The following is a 24599-nucleotide window of genomic DNA, read 5'->3' on the forward strand; positions in this document are numbered from 1 at the left end:
TAGGCTAGGATCTTATTACTACAAGTCCTTTGATAAACCATGAATGGAGCAAACCGATTAGGTAAGGAATCCTTGCCAACATCCCAGCAAGTAGAACATTCTTACCATCACGATACAGATGACGAGCATACAGAGCATACTCATGGAACTGGAGAATCGGCTCATCCTCACATCCATAGCGAAGAGTCTTTACGGCGGATTGTCAATCGATTATCGCGTATAGAAGGACATGTTCGTGGTATTAAGGCAATGGTGCAGCAAAGTACCCCTTGCCCTGATGTTCTACTGCAAATTGCCGCAGTACGCGGCGCACTAGATCGGGTAGCGCGAATTGTTTTGGATGAACATTTAACTGAGTGTATTGCTAGAGCCGCACAAGAGGGCAATATTGACGTTGAAATTAAACAGTTAAAAGCTGCTTTAGATCGGTTTTTACCTTAAAAATTAGAAAAATAATGATATACAGTAGCGATCGTGACTAAGTAGACTATGATCCTAAAAAAATATCATTTTCATTATTCTTTAATTGGCAAATTCAACAAACCACTAATTCTTTTTCTGCACGGGTTCATGGGTAACATAGATGAATTTGATGAACCCATAAAATTACTATCTGACGATTTTGATTATTTAACAATTGACCTCCCAGGACACGGTAAAACTCAAGTTTTGGGTGAGGAAGATTACTATACAATGGCTAACACTGCTGATGCTTTAATTAACTTATTAGATGAGTTAAAAATTGCCAAATGCTTTTTAGTTGGTTATTCAATGGGTGGAAGATTGGCTTTATACCTTGCCTTGCATTTTTCCGAACGTTTTTATAAAGTTGTCTTAGAGTCAGCTTCCCCAGGTTTACCAACAGAAGCAGAACAATTAGAACGCATTAAGCTTGATCAGCAAATAGCGAAAAAATTAACAATAAGTCTTGAAAAAAGCGATCTTGCAGCTTTTCTATCACATTGGTACAATCAGCCGATTTTTGGTTATATAAAAAATCATCCAGAATACGATCGCATGGTAAAAAGTCGGTTGCAGAACAATCCACAGGAATTAGCTAAATCACTACGCTTTATGGGTACTGGATGTCAGCCTTCTTTATGGGAAAAGCTACAATTCAATACAATTCCCATGCTTTTACTAGTGGGTGAATGCGATCAAAAATTTTTATCTATTAATACAGAAATGACTAAAATATGTGAATTTGCTCAGATAAAAATAATTAGTAATGCTGGACATAATATCCACTTTGAAAATACCTTGGCATTTGTGGAAAATATCAAAATTTTTCTGTCCCCAGCAAGTTAAAAATTAGGATAACTTCACTGCTTCTTTACTGCTTTGCTAGAAGGAGTTGGAGATGGTGTCAAATTTGGGCGAGTTGGTTGCTTTGCTGCTGTTAATTCTTCTTGTAACATTTTCTGATAAACCTTAGGCAAAGAACTACTAACAGAATTAGTTTCTAAGCCATATCCCAGACTTGTCCAAGTGGGAGAGAGTCGCCGCAAAACATCATTTAACTTTCCCTGGCGCAACAGTTGAGAAATATCAACTCCCCAAACTTTAGAATCACTTAACCAACGGTAAACTACTACATCTTGATATTCCGCTTCAAAACTATAAGCAGTCCAAAACATCATCTGCATTGGTTTTGGGTGATAACGGGGGGCTAAACGATACCAAGTAATGTTGATAATTTGATATCTGCCAGCAGCAGTAGAACAATTACCTGTGTTGGGGCCTGTGACAATTGTGATGCATATCTCAGGATGTCGGCTGAGGTCGTTGACTTGCTGTCCACCGTATAACAGCGAATAGGGACGGTTCCCACTAGCCTCACTCGCCGAGATGGTTCGCATTAAGGCGCGGATATAGGGGTCGCCCTGTTTCATGACCAAAGGCGGCTGTTTATTTTCAAAGATGGGATCGGAAGGCGATCGCAAGTCTCCAATATACCATTGCAACAAATATACAAAGCCAAGAAGCGCGGCTATTGGGCCAATAAGTTTTTCAACACCTTTGAATTCAAAGCCTTTCAGAGTGTAACTCCTTCAAATTCGCTCTCTTTGCTAACAAAAATCATCGACGAACTCATTCTGACAAAGTTCACACCTGATTGTTAGTTATTATTCCCGATTTGCTCATCGCTTCTCTGTTGTAAAGGCTACGGTGTACACACAAGTCTTGAAATCCCACCTAAAACTTGGTTTCGTTGTCCTAGTAGTTCGCCAACCCAAAATTGCTGGGTGGAGGTCGGCAGAGGAGCAGGGGAGCAGAGGAGAGATTTGTACAAGTTCTTTCCCCCCTGCACCTCCGCACCTCTGCCCCTCTGCTTGCCACCACGCAAAATTCCCTTAGCAGACTACTAGTCTTAAAATTAGCGGGATAAATGGAGTTTCTAGTTACCCAAAATTTGGGTATTTATGGGGCTGGAAGGGTTGGAACCCTTGCAGGCCTTGTGTGTACACCGTAAGTTGTAAAAGAAAGAGCGATCGCTTTAGGGAGTGGAATCAATGGATGGTCAATTTAGATCAGCTAATTGACAATCGCTTTTCTGAGAAGATGTGAGCCGCTCATTTTGGGGATGGGAATAGAATCCCGTGGAATATCAACACTGTTGAAATAGCTCCTTAAAGCTTTTTGAGGCTGCTTCCGGTTTGGCAACAATTTCGACAATTTTATTACGTGCATCTGCTTCAAACAGTGCCTCAATAGCAACTTGGGCGACTTTCTGTCTGGGGATACTACCGTCAAACAGTGTATCTGCACTCTGCATTACGATCTGGTCATAGTTATCTTCATTCTTCAACCCACCAGGCCGCACAATTGTATAAGTAAGACCACTTTTTTGGATATACTCTTCAGCTTGTTTTTTCCACAACAAAATCAGCCAAAACAAGTTTAGTGGATGGAAAAGCTGGGAAGTACACAAAGAAGAAACCAAGACAAAATGCTCAATTCCCTTTGTTTTTGCAGCATCTACTAAATTTTTAGTCCCTTCAAAATCCACTTTATAGGGGCCAGTGGGGTCAAAGCTCGGTTTTGCCCCAGTAGCAACCAACAGAACTGTGCTATCTCCCAACGCAGCAGTTAAACTTTCTGGTTGTAACACGTCACCTACTACCAATTCGGCTTCAGGAGACAGAATACCCCTAGCTTTTTCTATATCCCGCACTAGAGCGATGACGGGAATGTTCCGGGCGATCAATTCTTGCACAATCCGGCGACCTGTTTCACCTGTTGCCCCTGCTACAAATGCTTTCATAAGAAATGCTATCCTGGGAAACTATTGTGTGCTTGTTCAGTTCTTTATTTTAGTAATTCTATGGAGTTGATGGTAGATTAATGAGGTTTCGGTCAAAATGGGATCTGAATGCGAAATGACCCAGGAGTGTGGGGAATTATTAATATAGATCAACGCCAAAATATACAGTAATGCATTTATGCTTTCAAGAAAAGGCGAATATAAATCCTGGGAAATAACAGAAGCAGTTTTACCTGTAGTGTCCACCCCAGAAGAAACCAAGGACACCTTAACAGAAACAAATGTAGCGACGCTCACAAAATTTTACGGTCGTTATCAAGATTGTATGGAAATGGCTGCCCCAGTCGAGAAAGTTGCTGAGTATCTCAACGCTCACTCTTCATGGTTTTCGCGCTGCGCTGAACCCATGAAGGTACAATCACTTGGGGAAAATGGCTATGCCTTAATGATTGGTCGTTTTGGTTCTTTTGGTTATGAAGTAGAACCGAAAATTGGTTTGGAATTGCTGCCTCCAGAGGAGGGTATTTACCGCATCCGTACAATCCCTATTCCTGACTACCAACCGCCTGGTTATGACGTAGACTATCGGGCATCTCTACAGTTAGTCAAAACCGATGTTTCTACTAGTATTGGTGAGGTTACAAGGGTTGAATGGGAATTAGATTTAATAGTTTATCTTCACTTTCCCCGGTTTATCCAGCGATTACCCAAGTCTATAGTTCAATCTACAGGCGATCGCTTACTGAATCAAATCGTCCGTCAAGTCTCCCGTCGTTTAACTCGCAAAGTTCAGCAAGATTTTCATAAATCTTTAGGAATACCCTTCGCTGCCAATTCCAAGCAAAAACGCTGAAGGGAAGGGAGCAGGGAGCAGGGAGCAGGGGGCAGGAGTTATATCTCTTTCATCTCCATAACTCACTACTCATTACTCATTACTCATTACTCAGCACTTGAAACCATCTTGGCAGAGTTAATCTCAAGCAACCATGTGTGACTCCTGATCTCATCTTCGGTAAATTATCTTTCATTCCTAAAGAACCCCAAAGAGTTAAAGAATAGCTTTAACTTCTTGGGGTTCTGTGTATGATAAAATACTACACTTACCTATTTTGTGCGATCGCTTACACTAAACCTTAATAAATTCTTATATTAATAAAAAGCTACTACCTTACTAACCAATCTTAAACTTTTCCTTTATTCCTTGATTTATGTTTGTCAATACCTTCATCAGACGTCCAGTACTGACGACGGTCTGCACGTTCATCATTTTGCTGCTGGGAAGCATCTGTATTCCGATTCTTCCCATTTCTCAGCTACCAGACCTCGCTCCGGTGCAAATCACCGTTAGCTCTAACAATACTGGTGCGGATGCTCAAACAACAGAAAATACTGTTACTAACATCATTGAGCGACAAATTAATGGTGTTAAAGATGTATCCTATATATCTTCTAACACGGGTAATGATGGTTCTAGCAATATAACTGTCTCCTTCCCGACTAACGTCAATAGCGATATTGCTCAAGTAAACGTTCAAAATAAACAATCACTTTCTGAACCTCAACTGCCAGATACAGTTCAACGAACAGGTGTTACCGTTGAAACGGCATCAAGCAGTCTGCTTCTGGTCTATGGTTTTTACTCAGAAAATAATGAGTATGACAACATTTTTATCAGTAACTACGTCGATCTGTATATTTTCGATCAGATCAAACGGCTTCCTGGTGTAGGAAGTGCCAGGATTTTTGGGGAGCGCAAATATGCCATGCGTCTCTGGCTCGATCCCAACAAGCTTGCCCAACATAAACTAACTCCTCAAGATGTGACAGCCGCCCTGCAAGAACAAAATATTCAGGTGGGTGCAGGAGCGATTGGTAAGGAACCAGCACCAGATAATCAAAGCTTTGAATTTGCTTTACGGGCAACCAGTCGATTTAAAGATGCGGCTGAATTTGAAGATATGGTGCTGAAGGTGAGTCAAGGTGGCACTAATAGCACCACTAGTAGCACTTTAGTTAAACTTAGAGATATCGGTCGAGTTGAACTGGGAGCAGAGAGTTATCTCGCTGATGCTAAATTCACCATCCCAGGTAATGCTCCCAAGGCAGCCGTGGGTTTGGGTATATATCAACTTCCGGGTAGTAATGCTCTAAACGTTGCCCATGCTGTTGAAAACCAGATTAAAACACTAGAGAAGAGTTTTCCACCTGGACTAAAAGCACAGTTGGCATTTGATACCACTCCGTTTGTAGAGATTTCTTTAGAAGAAGTTCTGCACACTCTGGTTGAAGCAATTATCCTAGTGGTCTTGGTAATTTTTGTCTTTTTACAAGACTGGCGTACCACGATTATTCCCACTGTAGCGATTCCCGTTTCCCTGATTGGGACGTGTGCGGCTCTATTAGTTTTAGGATTTCAGATTAATACACTAACTTTGTTTGGTTTCGTTCTGGCGATCGGGATCGTCGTTGATGACGCCATTATTGTGGTGGAAGCAGTTGCAGTCAAACTAGAACAGGGCATGAGGCCCTTTGAAGCTGCGGTTGAAGCCATGAAGGAGTTAACTGGAGCAATCATTGCCACTTCACTGGTACTCATGGCGGTATTCATTCCAGTTGCATTCATTCCGGGTACTACTGGGATTGTCTACAAACAATTTGCATTAACGGTTGCTTGCTCCATTGCCATATCCACTTTCAATGCCTTAACTTTCTCTCCGAGTATGGCTGCCATCCTCATGCGCCCGGCTCAAACTCCACGGGGCCCTTTGGGGTGGTTTTTTACGCAGTTTAATCGGGGATTTTCCTGGTTCACGCGTCGTTATGTCGGATTTGTTAGCTATCTTACCCATGTCAAGCCGATTGTAATTGGGGTTTTTATCACTGGTTTAGTCGCAACGGTTTTGATGTACAGAGCAGTGCCTACTGGATTTATCCCAGAGGAAGATCAGGGTTACTTCTTTGTAATTGTCCAGGGGCCTGATGGGGTTTCTTTGAAATACACCGAATCTGTTATGGATCGGGTTGTCAAAGAAGTAACATCGGTTCCCGAAGTTCAAGCGAGTTTTATGATCAGTGGCTTTGGTTTCGATGGCAATGCTTCTAATTTAGGCATTGCCTTTGCTAACCTGAAACCCTGGAAAGAGCGAGCTAAAGAATCTGAGTCTGTCTATGGAATACTTCAGAGGGTAAACAAAAAGCTCTCCACAATTACAGATGCCAGAGCGATCGCAGTCAATGCTCCTCCAGTTAGAGGGTTAAGTAGTACGGGTGGTTTTGAGTTTATCATTCAAGATAAAACCGGAAGTGCGCCGATTCAAACCCTGCTTGATACTGCTCAAAAATTCATTGGGGCGGCTAATAAAAATCCTGCTCTCCAACGAGTCTTCACTCAGTTCACCGCCGACACTCCTCAATTTGACATTCAGGTGAACCGCAACCAAGCCAAAGCTCTCAACGTCGAACTCAACGACATCTTTGGGACATTGCAAAGTTACTTGGGGTCGCAATATGTGAATGACTTTGTGCAGGGACAGCGACAGTATCGAGTATATGTCCAAGCAGATGGCGTTTTCCGCTCTAATCCAGATGATATTGGCAAGTTGTATGTTCGCTCTGGAAGTGGGGCGATGATTCCATTGAGCAATCTGGTGAAAGTTACTCCCTTTGTGGGGCCAAAAACCATCTCCCATTACAACTTGTATAGGTCAATTAAAGTGCAGGGCGCTCCTGCTCCTGGTGCTAGTTCTGGAGAGGCGATTAAAGCGATGGAAAAAATCGCAGCAGAGGTGTTACCTCAAGGGTTTGGTTATGAATGGACAGGGACTTATCTCCAGGAAAAGACATCTGGGGGATCTACAGGCTTGATTTTTGCCTTAGCGATCGTCATTGTCTTTCTGGTGCTGTCAGCTCAATATGAAAGCTATGTTGACCCAATCATTATTTTGCTGACAGTTCCCCTCGCAGTTTTGGGAGCGATGACGGCGATTTGGCTGCGTTCCAATATTTTCATGGCAGGTAGCCTCTTCCCGAAAGTAGTAGATGATATTTATTGCCAGGTAGGTCTGGTGACTTTGATTGGTCTAGCCGCCAAGAATGCGATTTTAGTCGTAGAATTTGCCAATCAACTGCATGAGCAGGGTATGAGCTATACGCGGGCGGCGATAAAAGCAGGGCAAGAACGTCTGCGACCGATTTTAATGACTTCTTTTGCCGCGCTGTTAGGATTTTTACCCTTGGTAATCTCTCAAGGGGCTGGAGCCAGCAGCCGTTGGTCTTTAGGAACAGCGCTGTTTGGCGGGCTGCTGCTTTCGACGTTCTTGAGTTTGTTCTTAGTGCCAATTCTGTATATTTTGGTTAAGAGTTTGGCTCAGGCTATATTTTCTCGGAAGCGATCGGGAGGCTCAAACCCTCCAGATTCTCCAAATGGAGCTTCGGGATCGAGACATGAAGCTCTACCCGCAAGCTCAAGTCAACCAGAGGCACAACTTAGGTCTCAGCAAGATGGGATAACCTAACTTTGAGTAGTGAGTAATGAGTAATGAGTAAGGAGTAATGAGTGGTGAGTTATGGAGATGTAAGGAGAAATAACTCTTGTCCCCTGCTCCCTGCTCCCTGCTCCCTGCTCCTTGCCTCCCTGCTCCCTGCCCCCTGCCCCCTGCTCTCTACCCCCTCGCTTGTATCCATAAGAGCTTCTAGCTCTGATACCATTTTCTGTAATTTCCTGCTTGCTAAAAGAATTAGTCGAATAGAATTAAGTACTTAGATAAGGAAGAGTGAAATGGGACTTAGCGACGGACTTTTGAATCCGACCAAAAAGGCTATGGTCATAGAGGACTGTTGCAACATGATTGAAGGACAGCTTGCATCCAAGTCAGGTATGAGCGGCATCGCTTTGAAAACTGCCTTTGCTGCTTTGAAGGGGATTAAACCAGGGTACATCCCCTATGTAGTTGAGCAGATATTGCCGCAATGCTTCACAGCACTTGATCCTATCTGGAGTAAAGGCATAGAGAAAGGCGATCCAATTGAGTATCTGAGTGCGAATCGCTCTGATACGGCAGACGCGCTATTGGGTGTCACCGATGCGAGGGTCAAGAGCGCAAAGCGCCCAATCGTGCGAGGAACCTATGAAAAACTTCGCGGTTCCGCCAAAAAGCACGTAGAAGAAGCAGTGACAGATTTAGCTAAGGTAATCAATAATTACACTAAGGTCTGAGCAAGGGAAGTAGTGACGCGATTAATCGCGTCTTTTAGAAATGTGGCAAGCGTATAAGCTTCTTCCACTTGTCTTCAAACATCGCCTCAAAACTTCACCAACTCTAAATTGCGTTCCGCCTGTTAGATGGTTCCTTTTTTAACTGTTCTCTGAAATTGATTAAGTCTTTCTGAGTAATGTATGATATTACACAGCTTCATTAATCAATCGGCTGCGATCGCATACCATCTTCTCTAAATAATCACCTTTGTCTATCACTCAATCAATTAGTTCGATTGTCTGATCTGCACAAGGTAATGTTAATCTGGCGATGCCTAATTTTCCGCGTTGTCTGGCATGGCGATTGTATTGTAAATATCTCAAGTTTGGATAGTTGTAGTAGAAGTGCGATCGCTTACTCTTTTAGTATTCAAGCATTTGCGCCCAGAATAGAAGAGTCATAGTGCTGTAACAAATCTTCTGGATCGTTGTAAATTGCGATCGCTCCCGACAGTTGTTCATCGCTAAAGCCACCGCAGCGCAAACCAATCACAGCTACCCCTGCTTTGCCGGCAGACTCAATATCGTAAGGCGAATCTCCTAGCATCACGACTTTTTCAGATGTCATTTGCCCTTTCTTCAAGGCTGCTTCTACAATGTCAGGAGCAGGTTTAGATGCTTCGGCATCATCGGATGTAGTTACTTCCGTTAGCAAATCATCTACTTGGGCAATTTTGAGCATGGTATCGAGTTCTTCAGAACTTGCTGAACTAGCGACAACCAGATGCAATCCCGATTTTTGTATCTTTAATATTAAGTTTCTGCTCCCATTGGCAGCAGTGATTTGCGGTATATATTTGTTAGATATATAGTTCTTTGCGTAGTTTAGCGATCGCTTTGCCAGTTCCTTCTTCATCATTTAATTCTGGCGCTACTTTGGGAATCAGTTGATCTCCACCCATGCCCATCAGTGGTCTAACTGTTTCAAATAGCACTTCTAAGTCATAAGCTGCAAATGCCTCCACCCAGGAATTTGCATGAGCATCATTACTTAAAACCAGTGTGCCATCAATATCTAAAATCACCCCTTCTAATGCCATGAAAAACCTCGCCTGACGTTTTGTTTCATAGCTCGATGATGGCATGGCAAATAGTTTAGTTCATCGTCCTAACAGAAGAGAAGAGGGTTAGAGAAGAAATGGCGATCGCCTGAGATAATTCTAGAAGGTGCGTAGACGCAATCCAAAATGAAGGGTTTTTAACCCACGAAGGTGGGTTTTGTCTGTGTAGCCGCGACTTCTAGTCGCCAGGGCTTTTTGTCTCATTTGATATCATCGCAGAGACGCTTGTCGCTCTCACTCACATTCGGGTTATTCTGCAAATAATCATGCAGCCAATTGCAACCACGCACCAGCAATTGGTCTAAATTCTCCACAGGCCACAACCGCGCTGTCTTGTCATCTGATGCCGTGGCGATGGTTTTGCCGTCCGGGCTGAAACTCACACTTAAGACTATGCCTTGATGCCCTTTGAATTCTTGCAGCAGTTGCCCTTGCAGATTCCACAACCGCGCTGTCTTGTCATCTGATGCCGTGGCGATGGTTTTGCCGTCCGGGCTGAAACTCACACTGTTGACTGCGCTTTGATGCCCTTTGAATTCTTGCAGCAGTTGCCCTTGCAGGTTCCACAACCGCGCTGTCTTGTCAGATGATGCCGTGGCGATGGTTTTGCCGTCCGGGCTGAAACTCACACTGTTGACTGCGCTTTGATGCCCTTTGAATTCTTGCAGCAGTTGCCCTTGCAGGTTCCACAACCGCGCTGTCTTGTCAGATGATGCCGTGGCGATGGTTTTGCCGTCCGGGCTGAAACTCACACTCCTTACCCAATCTTGATGCCCTTGAAATTGATTACGTTCTTTAATTTTATTGAGAATACTATCCAAAGCAAAAATAGGGCTGATAGCTGGATATTTTTCTAAAGGGCGACCATCTTTTACCAAAGTTTTTAACTCTTTACCAGTCTGCATTGCCGACACCAGCGATTGTAACTCGGTATATTCAAACTGTCTTAAAGCATTAACTCCCGCCCGTTCTAGGTTTGTTCCTTGTTGTGCTTCTTTACGTGCTGCTTCTGCTGCTTCTGTTGCTTTATTTGCTTGTGCAAGTTTTACTTGCGCTTGGCTGAGGGTAGTTTGGGCTTGTTTAGCTTGAGATTCTGCTTGCTGTTCTTTTGTCGCTGCTTGTTGTAATTTTACTTCAGCAGTTTTTATTTTTTCGCTTGCTGTTTTAATGCTTTCCTCTGCTTGGGCATTTTTATTTTGTAATTCTACGGCTTTCTGGTTTACCTTTTGTAAATCTGCTTTAGCAGCCAGCAAGCTTTGGTTTGCTTGTTGAGTTTTTTGTTTTGCTAATTTTGATTCTCGTTCTGCGGCTTGCTGATTTTTCTGCGCTGCTTGAAACTTTTTCTCTGCATCTTTCTTTTTAGTTTCTAATTCCTGCGCTTTCTTCTGTATTGCTGCCTGTTGCTTTTGGGTATCTTCCAAGTTTTGATTTACTAACTTGTATTTAGCTTCAGCCGTTTTAACTTTATTTTCTGCCTCTTGCTTTTTACCATCAGCATCCTTAGCAAATTGAATTTGATTCAAAGCATATAAAGATGATATACCTGCAAATAATAATAGACATACCGCTAAACCAGAACTCACTCTCAACTGCATCCGCCCTTGGCGAATTTGCTTGTCAGCTTCCCGTTTGGCATCAACTAATATCTGCTTTGCATCTTGTTCAAGCTTCAGCTTCTCTTCTGCTTGCAAGCGTTGTTCTCGCTCTCTAGCAAGTTCTGCTAATATTTCATTACCCTGTTGCTGACGAATGAACGACACAAGGTAATCATGCACCAGTTGATAACGGTCAGCCGGAGATTCTGGTAACAGCAACACTAACCTTGATGCCACAAAAATCTCTAACACCAAATCTAATTTATCAACTTCTGCTACCAAATCTGCTGCTAACTCAGCACGAGTCTTCAGGGGACGAGTCCCATTTTCATCTGTGAGTAAATATAAAACCAGTCGTGCAACCTGTTCATTCTCTGCCCCACAATCATGAATGACTTCTTCTAAAAATCGCTCAACCAGTTTTTCTTTCGTACCAAATTGACGATACTTATCTAAAGTTGTAATCTTCTCAGTTTGTAATTGCGTCCCCACAATTTGTAACTCAATGGGGCGAACCTCCCCCAATTCCCCTGCTAAATCCCGCACTAATTGGTCAATCAGTGCAGGTTCCAAAAAGTGAGAGCGTTCTGCTAAACTCTGCACAACTGCTTTAGCATCGTCTGGCGAAAAGTTCCCCAAGTAATAGCGAATATTTTTATCGAGAATATTATTATTAATTGTAGTCAAATTAAACAGACGTTCTAACTCTAATAAATAATGTAAATAATCTTCCCGCAAAGACAGAATTACTTTTACAAAAGGAATATTGAGACAAACTCGCAAAAACTCATAAAATGCTCGTCGTTGACCTTGGTCTGGATAAACAAAGAAAAACTCTTCAAACTGGTCAAACATTAAAATCGTCAACAAATTTCGGTCAGCATTTTTCCGTAATTGTTCTAAAATAGCTGCTGAAGAATCAAGATTAGCAAATAATTGATTCCCTCTGACTTCCTCAAAAGCCTTAGCCAAACTCTGCCCCAACATTCCCACCCAATCTGTATAAACTCGCAACAAAACAGGTAAAGCATCTCGCTCACCAATTGCTTGCTGTTGCAATGCTGGGATTAATCCACCCTGCAAAATCGAGCTTTTACCCACTCCTGACTGACCATGAATTACAGTCAATTTATGCTCAGTCCCGCCAATTCTTTCTCGTAACCGCTTAACATCTTGTCCCCGACCAGAAGCAGCAATTTCTTGAGCAATTGTTTCAGGATTTTCAACTTGCAACTGTGCAGAATTAATTACCTGTCGCTGCGGGTTAAGATAAGATGCCCCAACAAAAGCGCGGAAACCATACTGTTGTTCAATTTGTAATTGCTCTTGCTTAATATTAAAAGCTTTAAGATATTCACCTTGTTCAAAGTAAAGTGAGCGTAACCTTTCTAATATAGATATATATAATTGCGGGTTATACTGATGATTACTTTCAGCTTTAGCAGCTTTTAAACTACTAATTGCTGCTTCAAATTGACCTAAACCCTGTTGAGATTTTGCTAAAATAAACCGATACAATCCAAATTCATTTGATTGTAAATTAGGTATCTCAGCTAATATTTGTAATGCTTGCCCTGCAAGTTGATTAGCTTCATTCCAGCGTGACTGTTCTAAGGCTACTTCTGCCAAAAAACCATAATCTTGAGCCAACTGCAACGACGTGCCATAATTTTGATGTAGCGGCAGAGATTTTTCCACAAGGCTTTGCAACTCTGACCATGCTTCTAAACGTCGTAGCACTTCACCCAGTTTAGTAATATGCTTTGCAACTAAATCTGAACGTTGTGCTTGTTCAAAAATCTCAATAGCTTGCTGAAAGTAATTTTTAGACTCTTGCCAATAACGTTGATTTTCTGTCTGATTTTTTTCCGATTGGCGGTTATAAGCTGAAGCAATATTAACGAGTAATATACCTTGCCGCTCTAAATAATTACTTTGTCGCCAGAACCCCAAGCTTTGTTGATAATGTCCTAAAGCAGAATCTATCTTGTCATGTAGATAATCATTTAAACCAAGCAAAAACTCTAAACTTGCTTGAAGTGCTGCTTCTAATACTTCTCCTCGATTTTGCAAATCTTCACGGGCGGTTTCTAGTTCCCGGCACATTTGGGGATTGGGCGTTATGTCACTTGCAAAGATTTCATCACTTTTTTGCTGGAGAAAGTTGACTAACTCATCAGTAGGATTTTCAAAATCAATGATAGTTGCCCAACTTTCTAAATCAGTTGCTAATCGAATCAATTTTTGCAGAACTGAATCATTAATCCACAACAATATCGGAAACTGAAAGTTCTTTCTAAACTCCTCCCGTACTTGGTTAGCTGAAGTCAGAACTGTATCAATATCCTTAACCGACTCTAAACCAAAAATCATCAATGCAGATGGCTGCTCATCTCCCAGTTGTTCGCGTATATTTGTGTAAAGCGTTTTGACTGATGCAGGTAAAGTAATTTCACGAATGTGTACAGGAGATAATTGGCGCAGGCGTTCTACCATGCGCTGACGTAAATCAGCATAGCTACAGCGCAGTAAAATCAGCGAAAATTCTCCCTGAGAAAGGGTAATTGTTCGCACCAGAGTTTGCAATGAACGTTCATTGTCAAAAGCTAAATTTTCTGGCTCTCGCTGATTACTCATAACATAAATAAGTAGTTAAGCAAAATTAGATTTATTGGTAGAGATAAGGAACACCAAACGAGGAATAGGAAAAGAATGTGTGTAACGGAAGAACAACAGACAATTTTTGCTAGTTGTAAAAAGCTGTAGTTTATCAAGATGACAACTGACATCGCTCCCGCACTTGTTGATATGGCTCCCGCACTTGCTGATATGGCTCCCGCACTTGTTGATATGGCTCCCGCACTTGTTGATATGGTTCCCGCACTTATTGATCTAGCTCCCGCACTTATTGATCTAACTCCCGTACTTATTGATCTAACTCCCGCACTTATTGATCTAACTCCCGCACTTATTGATCTAGCTCCCGCACTTGTTGACACCGCTAACGTTGTGCATTTTACAAAATACCTGATAGCTAACTAAACGTGAATTCGACAAGTCTTATTTAACCTCTCCCCCAACCCCTCTCCGTGTCGGAGAGGGGAGCAAAAAGCTGAATTTTTCGTTGCTCCTCCCTTTCCGTTTTGGAAAGGGAGGCTAAGAGGGAGAGGTTCATCGAACTCACGTTAACTAAAAGCGTACAACTCTAAGCCTCTACAGCCGATTTATAACCTAAATTCCTTAGCTTCTGCCAAAATCGGATTAATATCAAACCAAGAACCATCTTCATCACGATATTCAAATACAAACATACTGCGGAGCAAAAGGTCGTATCTTTCATGACCTCTCAAGCTTTTTTCTTGCGCTACCTCACGCAGTAATTCCCATTCATCGGGCGTAATTGCTAAAGTTAGCTCATTGCGGCGTTGTTTAATCACTCTATCTACACACTCCCGCGACAAAGGTGGGTGAAACAACAGCATCAACAAGTTACGCAAATGACCACCGCTAACTAAGCACAGCCTTTTTAAAGTATCAGGACTATCAAAAACTTCGGTAATTAAATGCTGGCTTTGTTCCCAATCGACACCAGGAAAAGCCCTCGCCATGACCATCTGTTGCAGCAGCGTGATTCCCTGTGAGAATTGCGAACCATTCTGTATTTGCACCGGAACCATTGGCAAAACTTTGGGGTCTACTCCAAAGCGATTTGTTAACCTTCCTAAAGCGTTGGAAAAAATCAACACTAGGGGAATAGTATAAACAACATGACAATTTAGCTGGTTTAACTGTTCTCCCCGTTCCACAAAGAGATACTCTGGCTGGTAATAACCGGAAGGTTTCTGAGAATTATCCACTCTGTCGAGATTATCTATAATTACCACCAGTCCTTTTTTACCTTGCTGCTTGAGTTTTTCTCTAGCAGGCTTGAGCAATTCTTTGTTAATTGATTCTAAAATGCCATTGGTGCGCGGTTCTAAATATTGCCGTAACTGACTGCGAAGTTTAGGACTGTCTTTAGTTTTAGCAGTAATTTTGGCAATACCTACAGATAATTGAGCCTCAACCCCAATATCTAGCGGCGTTTGCAAAAACTCAGAAATTTCCGTAAACAGATTTTTAAAGTATCCTGGTTTGAGGTTAATTTTGATTGCTTCTAGACTTTGACTCACCTCACGAGCTACTGCTAATAAAATATCTGTAACATCAATATCAGCCATATCCAGGCTTTGGCTAGACTCAAAATAAACCACATGAAATCCCTGCTGTTCTAACTCTGCTTTTAGCCGCAGTAACTCAGTAGATTTGCCACAGCCAATATGTCCGGTAAATAATTGACAAGTAGGTTCTTCAGGGGAAAGGCGGGTGATAGTTCGTCCTAATTCTTCAATAATCTTGGCACCACGCACTTTAGAGAAATCAATATAATATTGTCTATCTTCCGGTTTGCTTACAACCAGAGTTTTGCTGGGGTTGCAAGCTTGAAAAAATCTAACTAAATCTAGTTTCATCACAAATCACCCGAAATCAGCCTGATGCTTTTGCCCATTTCAGTGATTATACAGACGATAAAGCGGCTATTTCGGAAAAAGCTTAGAGGATGTTTGAAAAGTCCTCTTGTCGGTATCAAAGATTTTAGATCCCCCTAAATCCCCCGATCAATTGGGGGACTTTGATTCCGGTTCCCCCCTTAAAAAGGGGGGTTAGGGGGGATCTAAAGTGCCTAAAGTCACAGCGAAACACTTTTCAAACAACCTCTTAGGTTGACTGATTAAAATATCTAACTTTTCTTGTGGGGTGAGACACCTATCCCACAAGAAATATCTACAATTTCAGCTTTTCACCGCGAATCGAATAATCTAACAACTCCATTGGGTGAATAACTGAAATCTTCTTACCTTGCGACTGCAAATGCTTTGTAATCTGCAAAGTACACCCAGGATTAGCAGAAGCAATTAACTCAGCACCAGTATTCAACAAATTCTCTACTTTTTGCCGACCCAATTCTTCAGAAACTTCTGGTTGCAGCATATTATAAACCCCAGCACTACCACAACACAAAGCTGCATCTATTGGTTCTCTCAACTTCACCCCTGGAATTTGCCGCAATATCTGACGCGGTTGGACGCTAATCTTTTGTCCATGCAATAAATGACAAGCATCTTGATAAACTAAATTCAAAGGCTTATCGGTTAACGGCGATAGTTTTGCTGTAAAGCCAACAGTTGCCAAAAATTCTTGAGCATCTTTAACTTTAGCGGCAAAATCCTTTGCTTTTTCCCGATATTCTGGGTCATCTTCTAAAATATGCCCGTATTCTTTCAAAGTATGACCGCAACCAGCAGCATTGATAATTACAAAATCTACATCCGTTTTGGCAAAACTATCAATCATCTGCCTTGCTAAAGCTTTCGCCTGTTCTGTTTGTCCTTGGTGTTCGGGAAGCGCTGCACAACAACCTTGAGATTTCGGAATCACAACTTCACAACCATTCGCCGTTAAAACCCGCACTGTTGCTTCGTTTACGGAAGAAAAAAACAGTCTTTGGACGCAACCCAAAATTACTCCAACGCGGTAGCGCTTTTCACCTTTAGCAGGAATCATAGTAGGAAAATTATCTTCAAAAGATTTGAGAGTAATTTCTGGCAGAATTGATTCCATTGCTGCCAAACGAGGCGATATTTTATTGAGTAAGCCCGTAGTCCGAAATAATTTGGCAAACCCCAATTTTTGATAAACTAATAACGGAATTAGTAAAACTCGTAAAAGATTGGGATAGGGAAACAGAGAAAAGATCAATTTCCGAAAAAATTGGTCTGATAAACTGCGGGGATAATTCCGTTCAACTTGATGACGAGTTGCAGAAATTAACTTGTCGTATTGCACACCAGAAGGACAAGTACTCACACAAGCAAGACACCCCAAACAAGAATCAAAATGTTCTACAGTTGCGGTATTAAGAGCAATTTCACCCTCATTAATTGCATCCATTAAATAGATGCGTCCTCTAGGAGAATCCATCTCCTTACCAAGCACCCGATAACTGGGACAAGTCGAGAGACAAAATCCACAATGGACACAACTATCAATTAACTTCGGGTCAGGCGGATGACTCCCATCAAACCCCTTCAAATTCTTTAAACTAGCGGTATTATTAACAGAATTTTCTGAAACTTGCATATTTCTATCTTTCCCCTCTTCCTTTGCGTCCTTTGCGGTAGCCTGCGGCAAGCCTCTGCGAGTCTACGTTTTCTTAAAATTAAATCCCACCCACAAACCGACCAGGACTTAAAATATTCTTACTATCAAACTGTTCCTTAATACGGCGCATCAACGGCAAAGCATTTCCCGTATAACCCCAAACGTCTATTTGTTCTTTAACCGCAACTGGTGCTGACAAAATTGTTAAAAAACCTATATTAGCTTGAGTGCGATTGCTTCCACTAGAATGTAGTTGCTCACGGATTTTCAAAACTTGATTTTTACTTTCTAATTGTAACAAGCCTAAACCACTACTAATATGAATCAAACCTAACTCCACCTCAGTCAAAATCTCTACAGCAGCAGTAGGTAACACTCCTATTTTGCAGGTAATTACCGATTCTGTAACAGAAGTATGTATTCGTTCTTGTAATCTCTGCCATAGATTAGCTTCCTCACCATCGGCAAAAATTACTCCATCTAAACCCAGCTTTTGCCCAACTTCCAAAACTCGGTTTGACTGTTCTTTAACACTCTCACTAATACTTTGAAAGCGGGCAATTAATCCTAGTCCTTCACCCAATCCTAAACTAGATACCAATTTATTTGATAGCAAATCAGCTTGGATTGGTGTTAACGCCGAACCCCGAAGGATATTAGCCGCTTGAGATACAGCCTCAGCTTTCCCAGTTAGTACCACCGTCCCCGATGCTTCTGCTAGCGGGTACAGACGAAAAGTTAGTTGACTGATAAAGCCTAATGTGCCGTAAGACCCCGTAAGCAACTTCATCAAGTCATAGCCGGCGACATTTTTAACTACTCTTCCCCCAGCTTTAGCAATTTCTCCATCAGCACGCACAAAGGTAATACCTAGTAACTGGTCGCGCACACTACCATAGCGTTGTCGCAGAGAACCTGTATCACCTGTCGCAACAATACCGCCAATGGTTGCCGACTCTGGTGCTGTGGGATCAAGGGCGAGAAATTGCCGCGACTTTGCTAAAAGTGCTTGCAAATCGGAGAACTTCATCCCAGCTTCTACTGTGACAGTCAAATCGCCAACAGCGTGTTCTATCAGTTGGTTGATGCGTTCTGCACTGACTACAACATCAATACCTTTAGCTAAACTACCCCAGTTGAGTTTACTACCACTACCACAGGGGAGGACGCGCCAGTTATTTGTGTGAGCTTTGGCAATGACTGCGGCTAGCTGCTTTTGAGTCCGAGGATAGACAATACAACTGGGAAACTTCTCAGAAGCGATCGCCTGTTGGATACGTTTTTGCTGACTGAGTTCGATATTTTCCCAAAGACAAACAGCATTTTCTTCGCCGACGATAGATGCAAAATCAGTAGCGCAGACGGCTTGCGGCCTGTCGTTAGACATTGCTTTCATTGAGTTTATTTTTTTACGCCCTACATCTAATTTACTGGCTAACCTGACCAAAAAAGCACATTGCCATTAATATACGGTGGCTTCAATATAAAAAGCGATGCCTACGGCGTAAGCTAGCTTGTAATTAGCGCCAAATAAAGGAAGAGTTTTTCTTCAGGCGATCGCTGCCCAAAAGGCGATGAATACAGCAATCCTAAATCATTCGTGAACAATAAGATCCCCGACTTCTTTGAGAAGTCGGGGATCTTAGTCTCTCGATTTTTACAAAATAGTATTGCTATATTTGAAAGCTTTCAAATTTTAGGAAAAAAGTAGTAGATAAGTAAAATTTACTCATCTACTACAGGTAGAGTTAGGAGACATCTGGGATATTCACAATATTTTATGGGAAAAATTAATAAATTTCAGCGATAAATATCGCTATTTAAGTGTAGTTATTGAGAGATAAATTTATATTGTTTTACGTTTCTCTGATTAACTTTTAAAAAAAAGTAACAGATGGGTAAAAATTACCCCTCTGCTACAAGCAAACGGAGGTATAAACTTGATTATTTAATTGGCATGAACCAATTCTTGAGGCGCTGCGGCATCATAAGCTGCGGCTTTCACAAATTCCTTGAGGACATCTTTGAGTCTTTGATCAATGTCCTCATCTAACAAGACACTATTATCAGCTTGTCGTTGAATTTGTTTGTCTACTGCATAAACTGTAGCTAGGATATGCCGCGCTCCTAATTCAGATAATACAGGTTTTAGGGCGTATTCAATTGCCAATAAATGAGCGATGGTTCCACCTAAAGCAATTGGTAACACGGGTTTACCTGTTAATGATTTTTGTGGCAGCAAATCTAGAAATGTTTTTAGCACTCCTGTATAAGCAGCTTTATAAATTGGGGTGGCAATAATCACACCATCTGCTTTTGCTAATAAAGCTTTTGGCTGTTCCAAAGCAGGGCTGTCGTAACGTCCAAAAACTAAATCTTCAGCAGGCAAATCCCGAACTGAAATAATGTCTACATGCAGGCCTTCTTGTTGTAAAAGCTTGGCAGCGTATTCGACAACGCCATAGGTTCTAGATGGATGTGTTGGACTACCTGCGATCGCAAGAATATTAGTCATTCAATTAAACTCCCAATTTCTAAAACGGGTTGAGTATGTTTTGTGTTTTTGGTCTGCATAGCTGATGCTGTGTTGACCTTCTCACTCAGACGTTTGTAGGGACGGCGCAAACTCATACTTTCAACTTCCCAAATGTAGCCATGAATAACTACATCCTGGGGAATTAAAGGAGAATTACGCAGTAATTCCACCTGCTGTGTGCAGATTTCATCTACATCGGTAAACGTTTTGATCCATTTGGAAAAAACACCTTTTGGTAGCTTCAATTCTGGTAAAGCAGGATCGATAGTAACTTGATCCACGTCAATACCTTGATTTCGCAATACCTCACTGAGAAAGTCTCCTGATGCTGTCATCATGCCACATTCGGTATGATTAATGACGATGATCTCTTTTGTGCCAAAAAACTGCGTAGTTAACATCGCTGACCGAATCGCATCATCTGTAACTACCCCCCCAGCATTACGGAAAATATGAGCATCTCCTTCACCAATTCCTAATGCTTTCTCCACAGGTAAACGTTCGTCCATGCACGCTAGCACCCACAAGCGTTTGTTGTTAGGTATTCCCAATTGACGACGCAATACCCAAGCTTCTTTTTCTGAAATTTTTTGGTCAATTTGTTGGTGCAGCATGGTTGGTAATCTCCTAGTTCTTATTTACTAGGATATGGACGTTGCTCTTGCTTGAGGCTTTTGCTTAGGGAAATCTTCATTTGCCACAATTTCGCCAAATGGACTCAAGACATGTTGTTTCTCCACTGTCGGCAGATTCTCTAATGGCAGGTGGGGAAATAGCAGTTCTGCAACTCGATAAGCTTCTTCTAGATGGGGATAGCCAGAGAAGATAAAGGATTCAACGCCCAAAGCAGCATATTCCAATATTCTGGCTGCTACAGTTTGGGGATCGCCGACTAAGGCTGTTCCCGCACCACCCCGTACTAAACCGACTCCCGCCCATAGGTTCGGGCTGATTTCTAATGCCTCACGATTACCGTGGTGGAGTTGAGTCATTCGCTGTTGTCCAACTGAATCCATCCGCGCATAAGCTTTTTGAGCTTTAGCGATCGCTTCGTCATCGACATATTTAATCAATTGATTCGCTGCATCCCAAGCTTCACTTGTGGTTTCGCGCACAATCACATGTAGCCGAATCCCAAACCGCAAAGTCCGGCCTTCTGCTTCTGCAAGTCTGCGAACTGATGCAATCTTCTCGGCTACTTGCGCTGGTGGTTCGCCCCAGGTTAGATAAACATCTACATGTTTAGCAGCAATTTTTTGAGCAACAGGAGAGGAACCGCCAAACCACAAGGGCGGATGCGGCTTCTGAACAGCTGGAAACAATAGTTTTCCATCCTGAATGTTAAAGTAATCGCCTTGGAAATTAGCTTGTTCACCACTAGCGATCGCTCGCCATACTGTCAAAAATTCATCTGTTAATTCATAGCGCTGATCGTGATCTAAATGCAAGCCATCTCCCGCTAATTCCACGGGATCGCCGCCTGTCACGACATTTATCAGCAAGCGTCCTTCAGAAACGCGATCGAAAGTCGCCGCCATCCGCGCTGCCACTCCAGGCGATACCAAGCCAGGACGAATCGCCACCAAAAAACGCATCCGTCGCGTTAGTGATACCAACGTTGACGCAATAATCCAAGCATCTTCGCAAGAACGACCAGTGGGCAGCAATGCCCCTGTATAACCAAGGTCATCCACCGCTTGGGCTATCTGCCGCAGATAGGGAAAGCTTACTGCCCGCCCACCTGTAGCCGTTCCAAGGTAACGTCCGTCACCGTGGGTTGGGATGAACCATAGTAGCTGCATGAATCTTGTCCTTATAAACTACGGTAAACCTATAGAAATACCGTGCTTTATTTCTAGCTTTAGAGTATCACATATTCTACTTAAGTAAGCAAGAAGTTTTAAAAAAACTCCGGTATTCCTATCAGACCAATGTATATGAGGCGGTGTTCAAGAAGCTAGCGCTCAAAAAAATTGGGGATTGGGAAAGAGAAGGCAGAAGTTCTTTGATTTTGAATCTTGAATTGATTTCTCCCCTTGCTTCTGTCTCTGGGAAGAATACATCAATTGCAGGTTTGTGTATATTAGTTTACTTATCCATAACCCTCTGTTAAATTTACCTTAATGTACGTCAAGGTTATTAATTTACTGTGGTTAGGTTTTCAGCCATGAACATGGGTAGCCATCCAGCCCACAGGCAATAGGCGTAAAATTCCGTTCTGTCTCTAGGAGAAATAAGGCAATGGGGTCGATGTTTATTGCTGCCAATGATTGGCCACATATAGCGTTTAGATTGTCTTTGGCGCTCCTGGTTGGTTGCTTGATTGGATTTAACCGTCAGCAAGGGGGTAGACCGGCAGGAATGAGAACATTTATGCTCGTGAGTATGGGAGCAGCACTATTTGTGATGATTCCTTTGCAGGTTGAGGGCGAGAGTCCCTATGCTGCTACCAATGCACTGAGCCGTACAATTCAAGGTGTCGCTACTGGGATCGGATTTCTTGGAGCCGGATTGATTTTACAAGAGTCTCCGAGAAAATCTGCGACGCCAAAAGTAAAAGGCTTAACTACAGCCGCCTGTGTTTGGACTGCGGCCGGGTTGGGGGCTGCAATTGGTTGTGGTTTGTGGCAAATGGGATTATTGGGAGGCTTACTGACTCTAATTACCCTAAGTGGGGTAAAACGCCTTAATCGCGCATTTGCATTTCTGGCAAGTCAGGGTAAACAGGGGAGTACTCAGGATCTAGCAACCACCTCTGATGAGGATGATGATTGACTATCATTATGCTCCAATAGAAAACTCTACTGATGATACGCCCTAGTATTTCTTTGAAAAATTATTTGCTGTTTCTTAGCTAATTTTAATCAGTTTATCAGGGCTAATTCCGAGCGTAGACGCAAAGCGGCTTGTCGTCAGACATCGCTAATTATAGTTATTCATGTAGGGAATTCCGTACTGGAGTTCATTGTCCAGTGAACCGGAAAATAGAAAATAATAGATATATGGACAAACGATATTTTTTACAGGCTGGCGCAGTCATAGTCGGCACAGCATTTTTATCAAGGTATATCAATTGGGGGTCACAAGCGATGACAACTTCTCAGAGTGGATTTGAAGTTACTAAACCAGAATCAGAATGGCGCACAATTTTAACGCCAGAACAGTTTAATGTATTGCGTAAACATGGAACTGAACGCCCTTACACCAGCTCACTGGATAAGGAATACGACAAAGGCACTTATTATTGCGCCGCTTGTGAACTACCACTGTTTACATCTGATACCAAATTTAACAGTGGTACTGGCTGGCCTAGCTTTTTCAATCCGATTGAAGGTGCGATCGCTGTAACTGTAGATAGGTCGTTGTTTATGACCAGAACTGAAGTACACTGTAGTCGCTGTGGTGGTCATCTAGGTCATGTTTTTGATGATGGCCCTGCACCCACTGGCAAGCGCTACTGCATGAACGGAGTTTCGCTGAAGTTTGCCCCTGCTTGATAAGTTGCTTAGGCGTAGACTGTCCTAGATATGGGACTTACTAACCTAAATCATCCTATTTGCTTGGTTCTTGTTTTTGCTTTTTGTCTTTGGGATCTTTTTTAGGTTTTTTAACTTCTTTGTTACTTTTTCTTTCTTTCGACATCAGTGTTCTCCAATTAGGTTAATCAGTGAAAGCTTCAACATTCTGCCATCAGGGAATCAGGAGGTGGCTTATCTGATATTCTCTTAAAACAAAAAAGAAAGTATCAGATATAAATGCTACTAACTACCATGATACTGTGTTGTTCGATTTTCTTTTGACAACCTTTTTGATCTATTTGAAGCACAATCGCCTTTAGGGTAACACAGTCAACTGTGCTACCCTAATTATTTACAACGTCGCTACAAGATCCTGCAAGCGATCGCGTCCATCCCGAAAGACTGGCCAACCATCGCCCACTAGTACTGCTTCTACCCGACTCAGTTGAGCCAACCGGCGAACAGAAGCAACAGCCTCTTCTCGATTCAGCAGCTTGTCATCTGGTAATATCGTTAAGCTACCGGCTTTACGTGCCCGTACTAAATCCCCTGTAATTAAAGTTGTCTCCTCTAGTAATAGAGCCAATTCACCAGGAGTTTTAGAACCATTGAGTTCAATCACTTCTAGTCCTGGGACAAATTCTTCACCATCAGATAGCCAGCGATCGCAAGGTAGGGGAAAAGTATCTTTTTCTGCTATGGGGCCAGCTATCTTAGCATAAGTTTGATCGGCTATTTCTTTACTTGCCCTGATATGCTCAGAATTCGTCAGCACAATCCAAACCACACCGCCGAGGGATCTCAGATGATTCCAATCATGGTTCGATAGGGCTACTGGGTCAATCAAGATGTTGCCATCTGGCCGAATCCAGGCAATCCCATTGAAATCAATATTTCTTGCCGGATTGAAACTAGACCAGCTATACAGATCGGGACGGTGCAAAGATTTCATGATGATTCTGGATCAGTACTTCAATAATTGACTATTAATCTCAATAATTTAGTATATAGAAATAAGGGCATTGGGGACTAGGGACTGGGGACTGGGGTTATTACTCAGCACAGTTCTTTGATTTGGAATTTTGAATTGATTTCTCCCCTGGATCTGGAATTTGAGTATACTACGATAAATCTATCAATATTATGATTTTTGTCTGGTTTAGAGAAAT

20 protein-coding genes are annotated in these 24599 nt (G+C 42.3%); 8 read left to right on the forward strand and 12 right to left on the reverse strand.

Annotated features, from left to right (window positions below; genetic code table 11):
• Positions 1-39 precede the first annotated feature (39 nt).
• Together HWQ39_RS12270 and menH are read left to right on the forward strand one after the other, a co-directional pair.
• Complete coding sequence (locus HWQ39_RS12270) at positions 40-441, forward strand: metal-sensitive transcriptional regulator (RefSeq protein ID WP_292844777.1); 402 nt, start codon at positions 40-42, stop codon at positions 439-441.
• 48 nt (positions 442-489) lie between these two features.
• Positions 490-1308 carry a 2-succinyl-6-hydroxy-2,4-cyclohexadiene-1-carboxylate synthase gene (gene menH, locus HWQ39_RS12275; protein WP_292844780.1) on the forward strand — a complete coding sequence of 273 codons (819 nt, stop codon included), beginning with the start codon at positions 490-492 and terminating at the stop codon, positions 1306-1308.
• A 14-nt stretch (positions 1309-1322) separates the two neighbouring features.
• Here menH and HWQ39_RS12280 read toward each other — a convergent pair whose 3' ends face one another.
• The gene (locus HWQ39_RS12280; protein WP_292844783.1) at positions 1323-1967 is read right to left on the reverse strand and encodes a glycoside hydrolase family protein; all 645 of its coding nucleotides are present in this window, start codon (positions 1965-1967) and stop codon (positions 1323-1325) included.
• A 641-nt stretch (positions 1968-2608) separates the two neighbouring features.
• Positions 2609-3265 (reverse strand): NAD(P)H-binding protein, encoded by a 657-nt coding sequence (locus tag HWQ39_RS12285; RefSeq protein WP_292844786.1) that lies wholly within the window; start codon positions 3263-3265, stop codon positions 2609-2611.
• 178 nt (positions 3266-3443) lie between these two features.
• Here HWQ39_RS12285 and HWQ39_RS12290 point away from each other — a divergent pair, with 178 nt between their 5' ends.
• The 3 genes from HWQ39_RS12290 to HWQ39_RS12300 all read left to right on the forward strand — a co-directional run bounded on the left by HWQ39_RS12290 (position 3444) and on the right by HWQ39_RS12300 (position 8480).
• The gene (locus tag HWQ39_RS12290; protein WP_292844789.1) at positions 3444-4118 is read left to right on the forward strand and encodes a DUF1997 domain-containing protein; all 675 of its coding nucleotides are present in this window, start codon (positions 3444-3446) and stop codon (positions 4116-4118) included.
• A gap of 355 nt (positions 4119-4473) precedes the next feature.
• A complete protein-coding gene (locus HWQ39_RS12295; protein ID WP_292844792.1) occupies positions 4474-7779 on the forward strand; it encodes an efflux RND transporter permease subunit in 3306 nt (1101 codons plus the stop codon).
• Positions 7780-8042: 263 nt separating this feature from the next.
• Positions 8043-8480 (forward strand): hypothetical protein, encoded by a 438-nt coding sequence (locus HWQ39_RS12300; RefSeq protein ID WP_292844794.1) that lies wholly within the window; start codon positions 8043-8045, stop codon positions 8478-8480.
• Positions 8481-8889: 409 nt separating this feature from the next.
• On the opposite strand, the gene HWQ39_RS12305 is transcribed toward HWQ39_RS12300, so the two are convergent.
• From HWQ39_RS12305 to HWQ39_RS12310, 3 genes are all read right to left on the reverse strand, one after another.
• Positions 8890-9378 carry an HAD family hydrolase gene (locus HWQ39_RS12305; RefSeq protein ID WP_366932265.1) on the reverse strand — a complete coding sequence of 163 codons (489 nt, stop codon included), beginning with the start codon at positions 9376-9378 and terminating at the stop codon, positions 8890-8892.
• Positions 9320-9604, reverse strand: coding sequence for an HAD hydrolase-like protein (locus HWQ39_RS34390; protein ID WP_366932266.1), 285 nt, complete (start codon positions 9602-9604; stop codon positions 9320-9322). Before HWQ39_RS34390 ends, HWQ39_RS12305 begins: the two co-directional genes overlap by 59 nt.
• A 176-nt stretch (positions 9605-9780) precedes the next feature.
• A complete protein-coding gene (locus tag HWQ39_RS12310) occupies positions 9781-13812 on the reverse strand; it encodes a hypothetical protein (protein WP_292844797.1) in 4032 nt (1343 codons plus the stop codon).
• Positions 13813-13950: 138 nt separating this feature from the next.
• On the opposite strand from HWQ39_RS12310, the gene HWQ39_RS12315 reads away from it, so the two are divergent.
• Positions 13951-14217, forward strand: a complete 267-nt coding sequence (locus HWQ39_RS12315; RefSeq protein WP_292844799.1) for a hypothetical protein — start codon at positions 13951-13953, stop codon at positions 14215-14217.
• Between the two features lie 182 nt (positions 14218-14399).
• Here the strand turns inward: HWQ39_RS12315 and HWQ39_RS12320 are convergent, their stop codons facing one another.
• The 6 genes from HWQ39_RS12320 to ssuD all read right to left on the reverse strand — a co-directional run bounded on the left by HWQ39_RS12320 (position 14400) and on the right by ssuD (position 21714).
• On the reverse strand, positions 14400-15686 hold the full coding sequence (locus HWQ39_RS12320) for a P-loop NTPase fold protein (protein WP_292844801.1): 1287 nt from the start codon (positions 15684-15686) through the stop codon (positions 14400-14402).
• Positions 15687-15999: 313 nt separating this feature from the next.
• Positions 16000-17355 carry a heterodisulfide reductase-related iron-sulfur binding cluster gene (locus HWQ39_RS12325; RefSeq protein ID WP_292844802.1) on the reverse strand — a complete coding sequence of 452 codons (1356 nt, stop codon included), beginning with the start codon at positions 17353-17355 and terminating at the stop codon, positions 16000-16002.
• A gap of 79 nt (positions 17356-17434) precedes the next feature.
• Positions 17435-18772 carry an FAD-binding oxidoreductase gene (locus tag HWQ39_RS12330; RefSeq protein ID WP_292844803.1) on the reverse strand — a complete coding sequence of 446 codons (1338 nt, stop codon included), beginning with the start codon at positions 18770-18772 and terminating at the stop codon, positions 17435-17437.
• A gap of 552 nt (positions 18773-19324) precedes the next feature.
• The gene (gene ssuE / locus HWQ39_RS12335; RefSeq protein ID WP_292844804.1) at positions 19325-19891 is read right to left on the reverse strand and encodes an NADPH-dependent FMN reductase; all 567 of its coding nucleotides are present in this window, start codon (positions 19889-19891) and stop codon (positions 19325-19327) included.
• On the reverse strand, positions 19888-20526 hold the full coding sequence (locus tag HWQ39_RS12340) for a carbonic anhydrase (RefSeq protein WP_292844806.1): 639 nt from the start codon (positions 20524-20526) through the stop codon (positions 19888-19890). The genes ssuE and HWQ39_RS12340 overlap by 4 nt, the downstream gene beginning before the upstream one ends.
• 27 nt (positions 20527-20553) lie before the next feature.
• Positions 20554-21714: an FMNH2-dependent alkanesulfonate monooxygenase gene (gene ssuD, locus HWQ39_RS12345; protein WP_292844808.1), complete on the reverse strand. Its 1161-nt coding sequence runs from the start codon at positions 21712-21714 to the stop codon at positions 20554-20556.
• Positions 21715-22153: 439 nt separating this feature from the next.
• Between ssuD and HWQ39_RS12350 the strand changes: the two genes are divergently transcribed.
• Positions 22154-22687, forward strand: coding sequence for an MgtC/SapB family protein (locus HWQ39_RS12350; protein WP_292844810.1), 534 nt, complete (start codon positions 22154-22156; stop codon positions 22685-22687).
• A 227-nt stretch (positions 22688-22914) separates the two neighbouring features.
• Positions 22915-23409, forward strand: coding sequence for a peptide-methionine (R)-S-oxide reductase MsrB (msrB, locus tag HWQ39_RS12355; protein WP_292844812.1), 495 nt, complete (start codon positions 22915-22917; stop codon positions 23407-23409).
• A gap of 373 nt (positions 23410-23782) precedes the next feature.
• Here the strand turns inward: msrB and HWQ39_RS12360 are convergent, their stop codons facing one another.
• Positions 23783-24382, reverse strand: coding sequence for an MBL fold metallo-hydrolase (locus HWQ39_RS12360; RefSeq protein WP_292844814.1), 600 nt, complete (start codon positions 24380-24382; stop codon positions 23783-23785).
• Positions 24383-24599 lie beyond the last annotated feature (217 nt).

Source organism: Nostoc sp. NMS8, assembly GCF_017115045.1.
Classification (GTDB): Bacteria; Cyanobacteriota; Cyanobacteriia; order Cyanobacteriales; family Nostocaceae; genus Nostoc.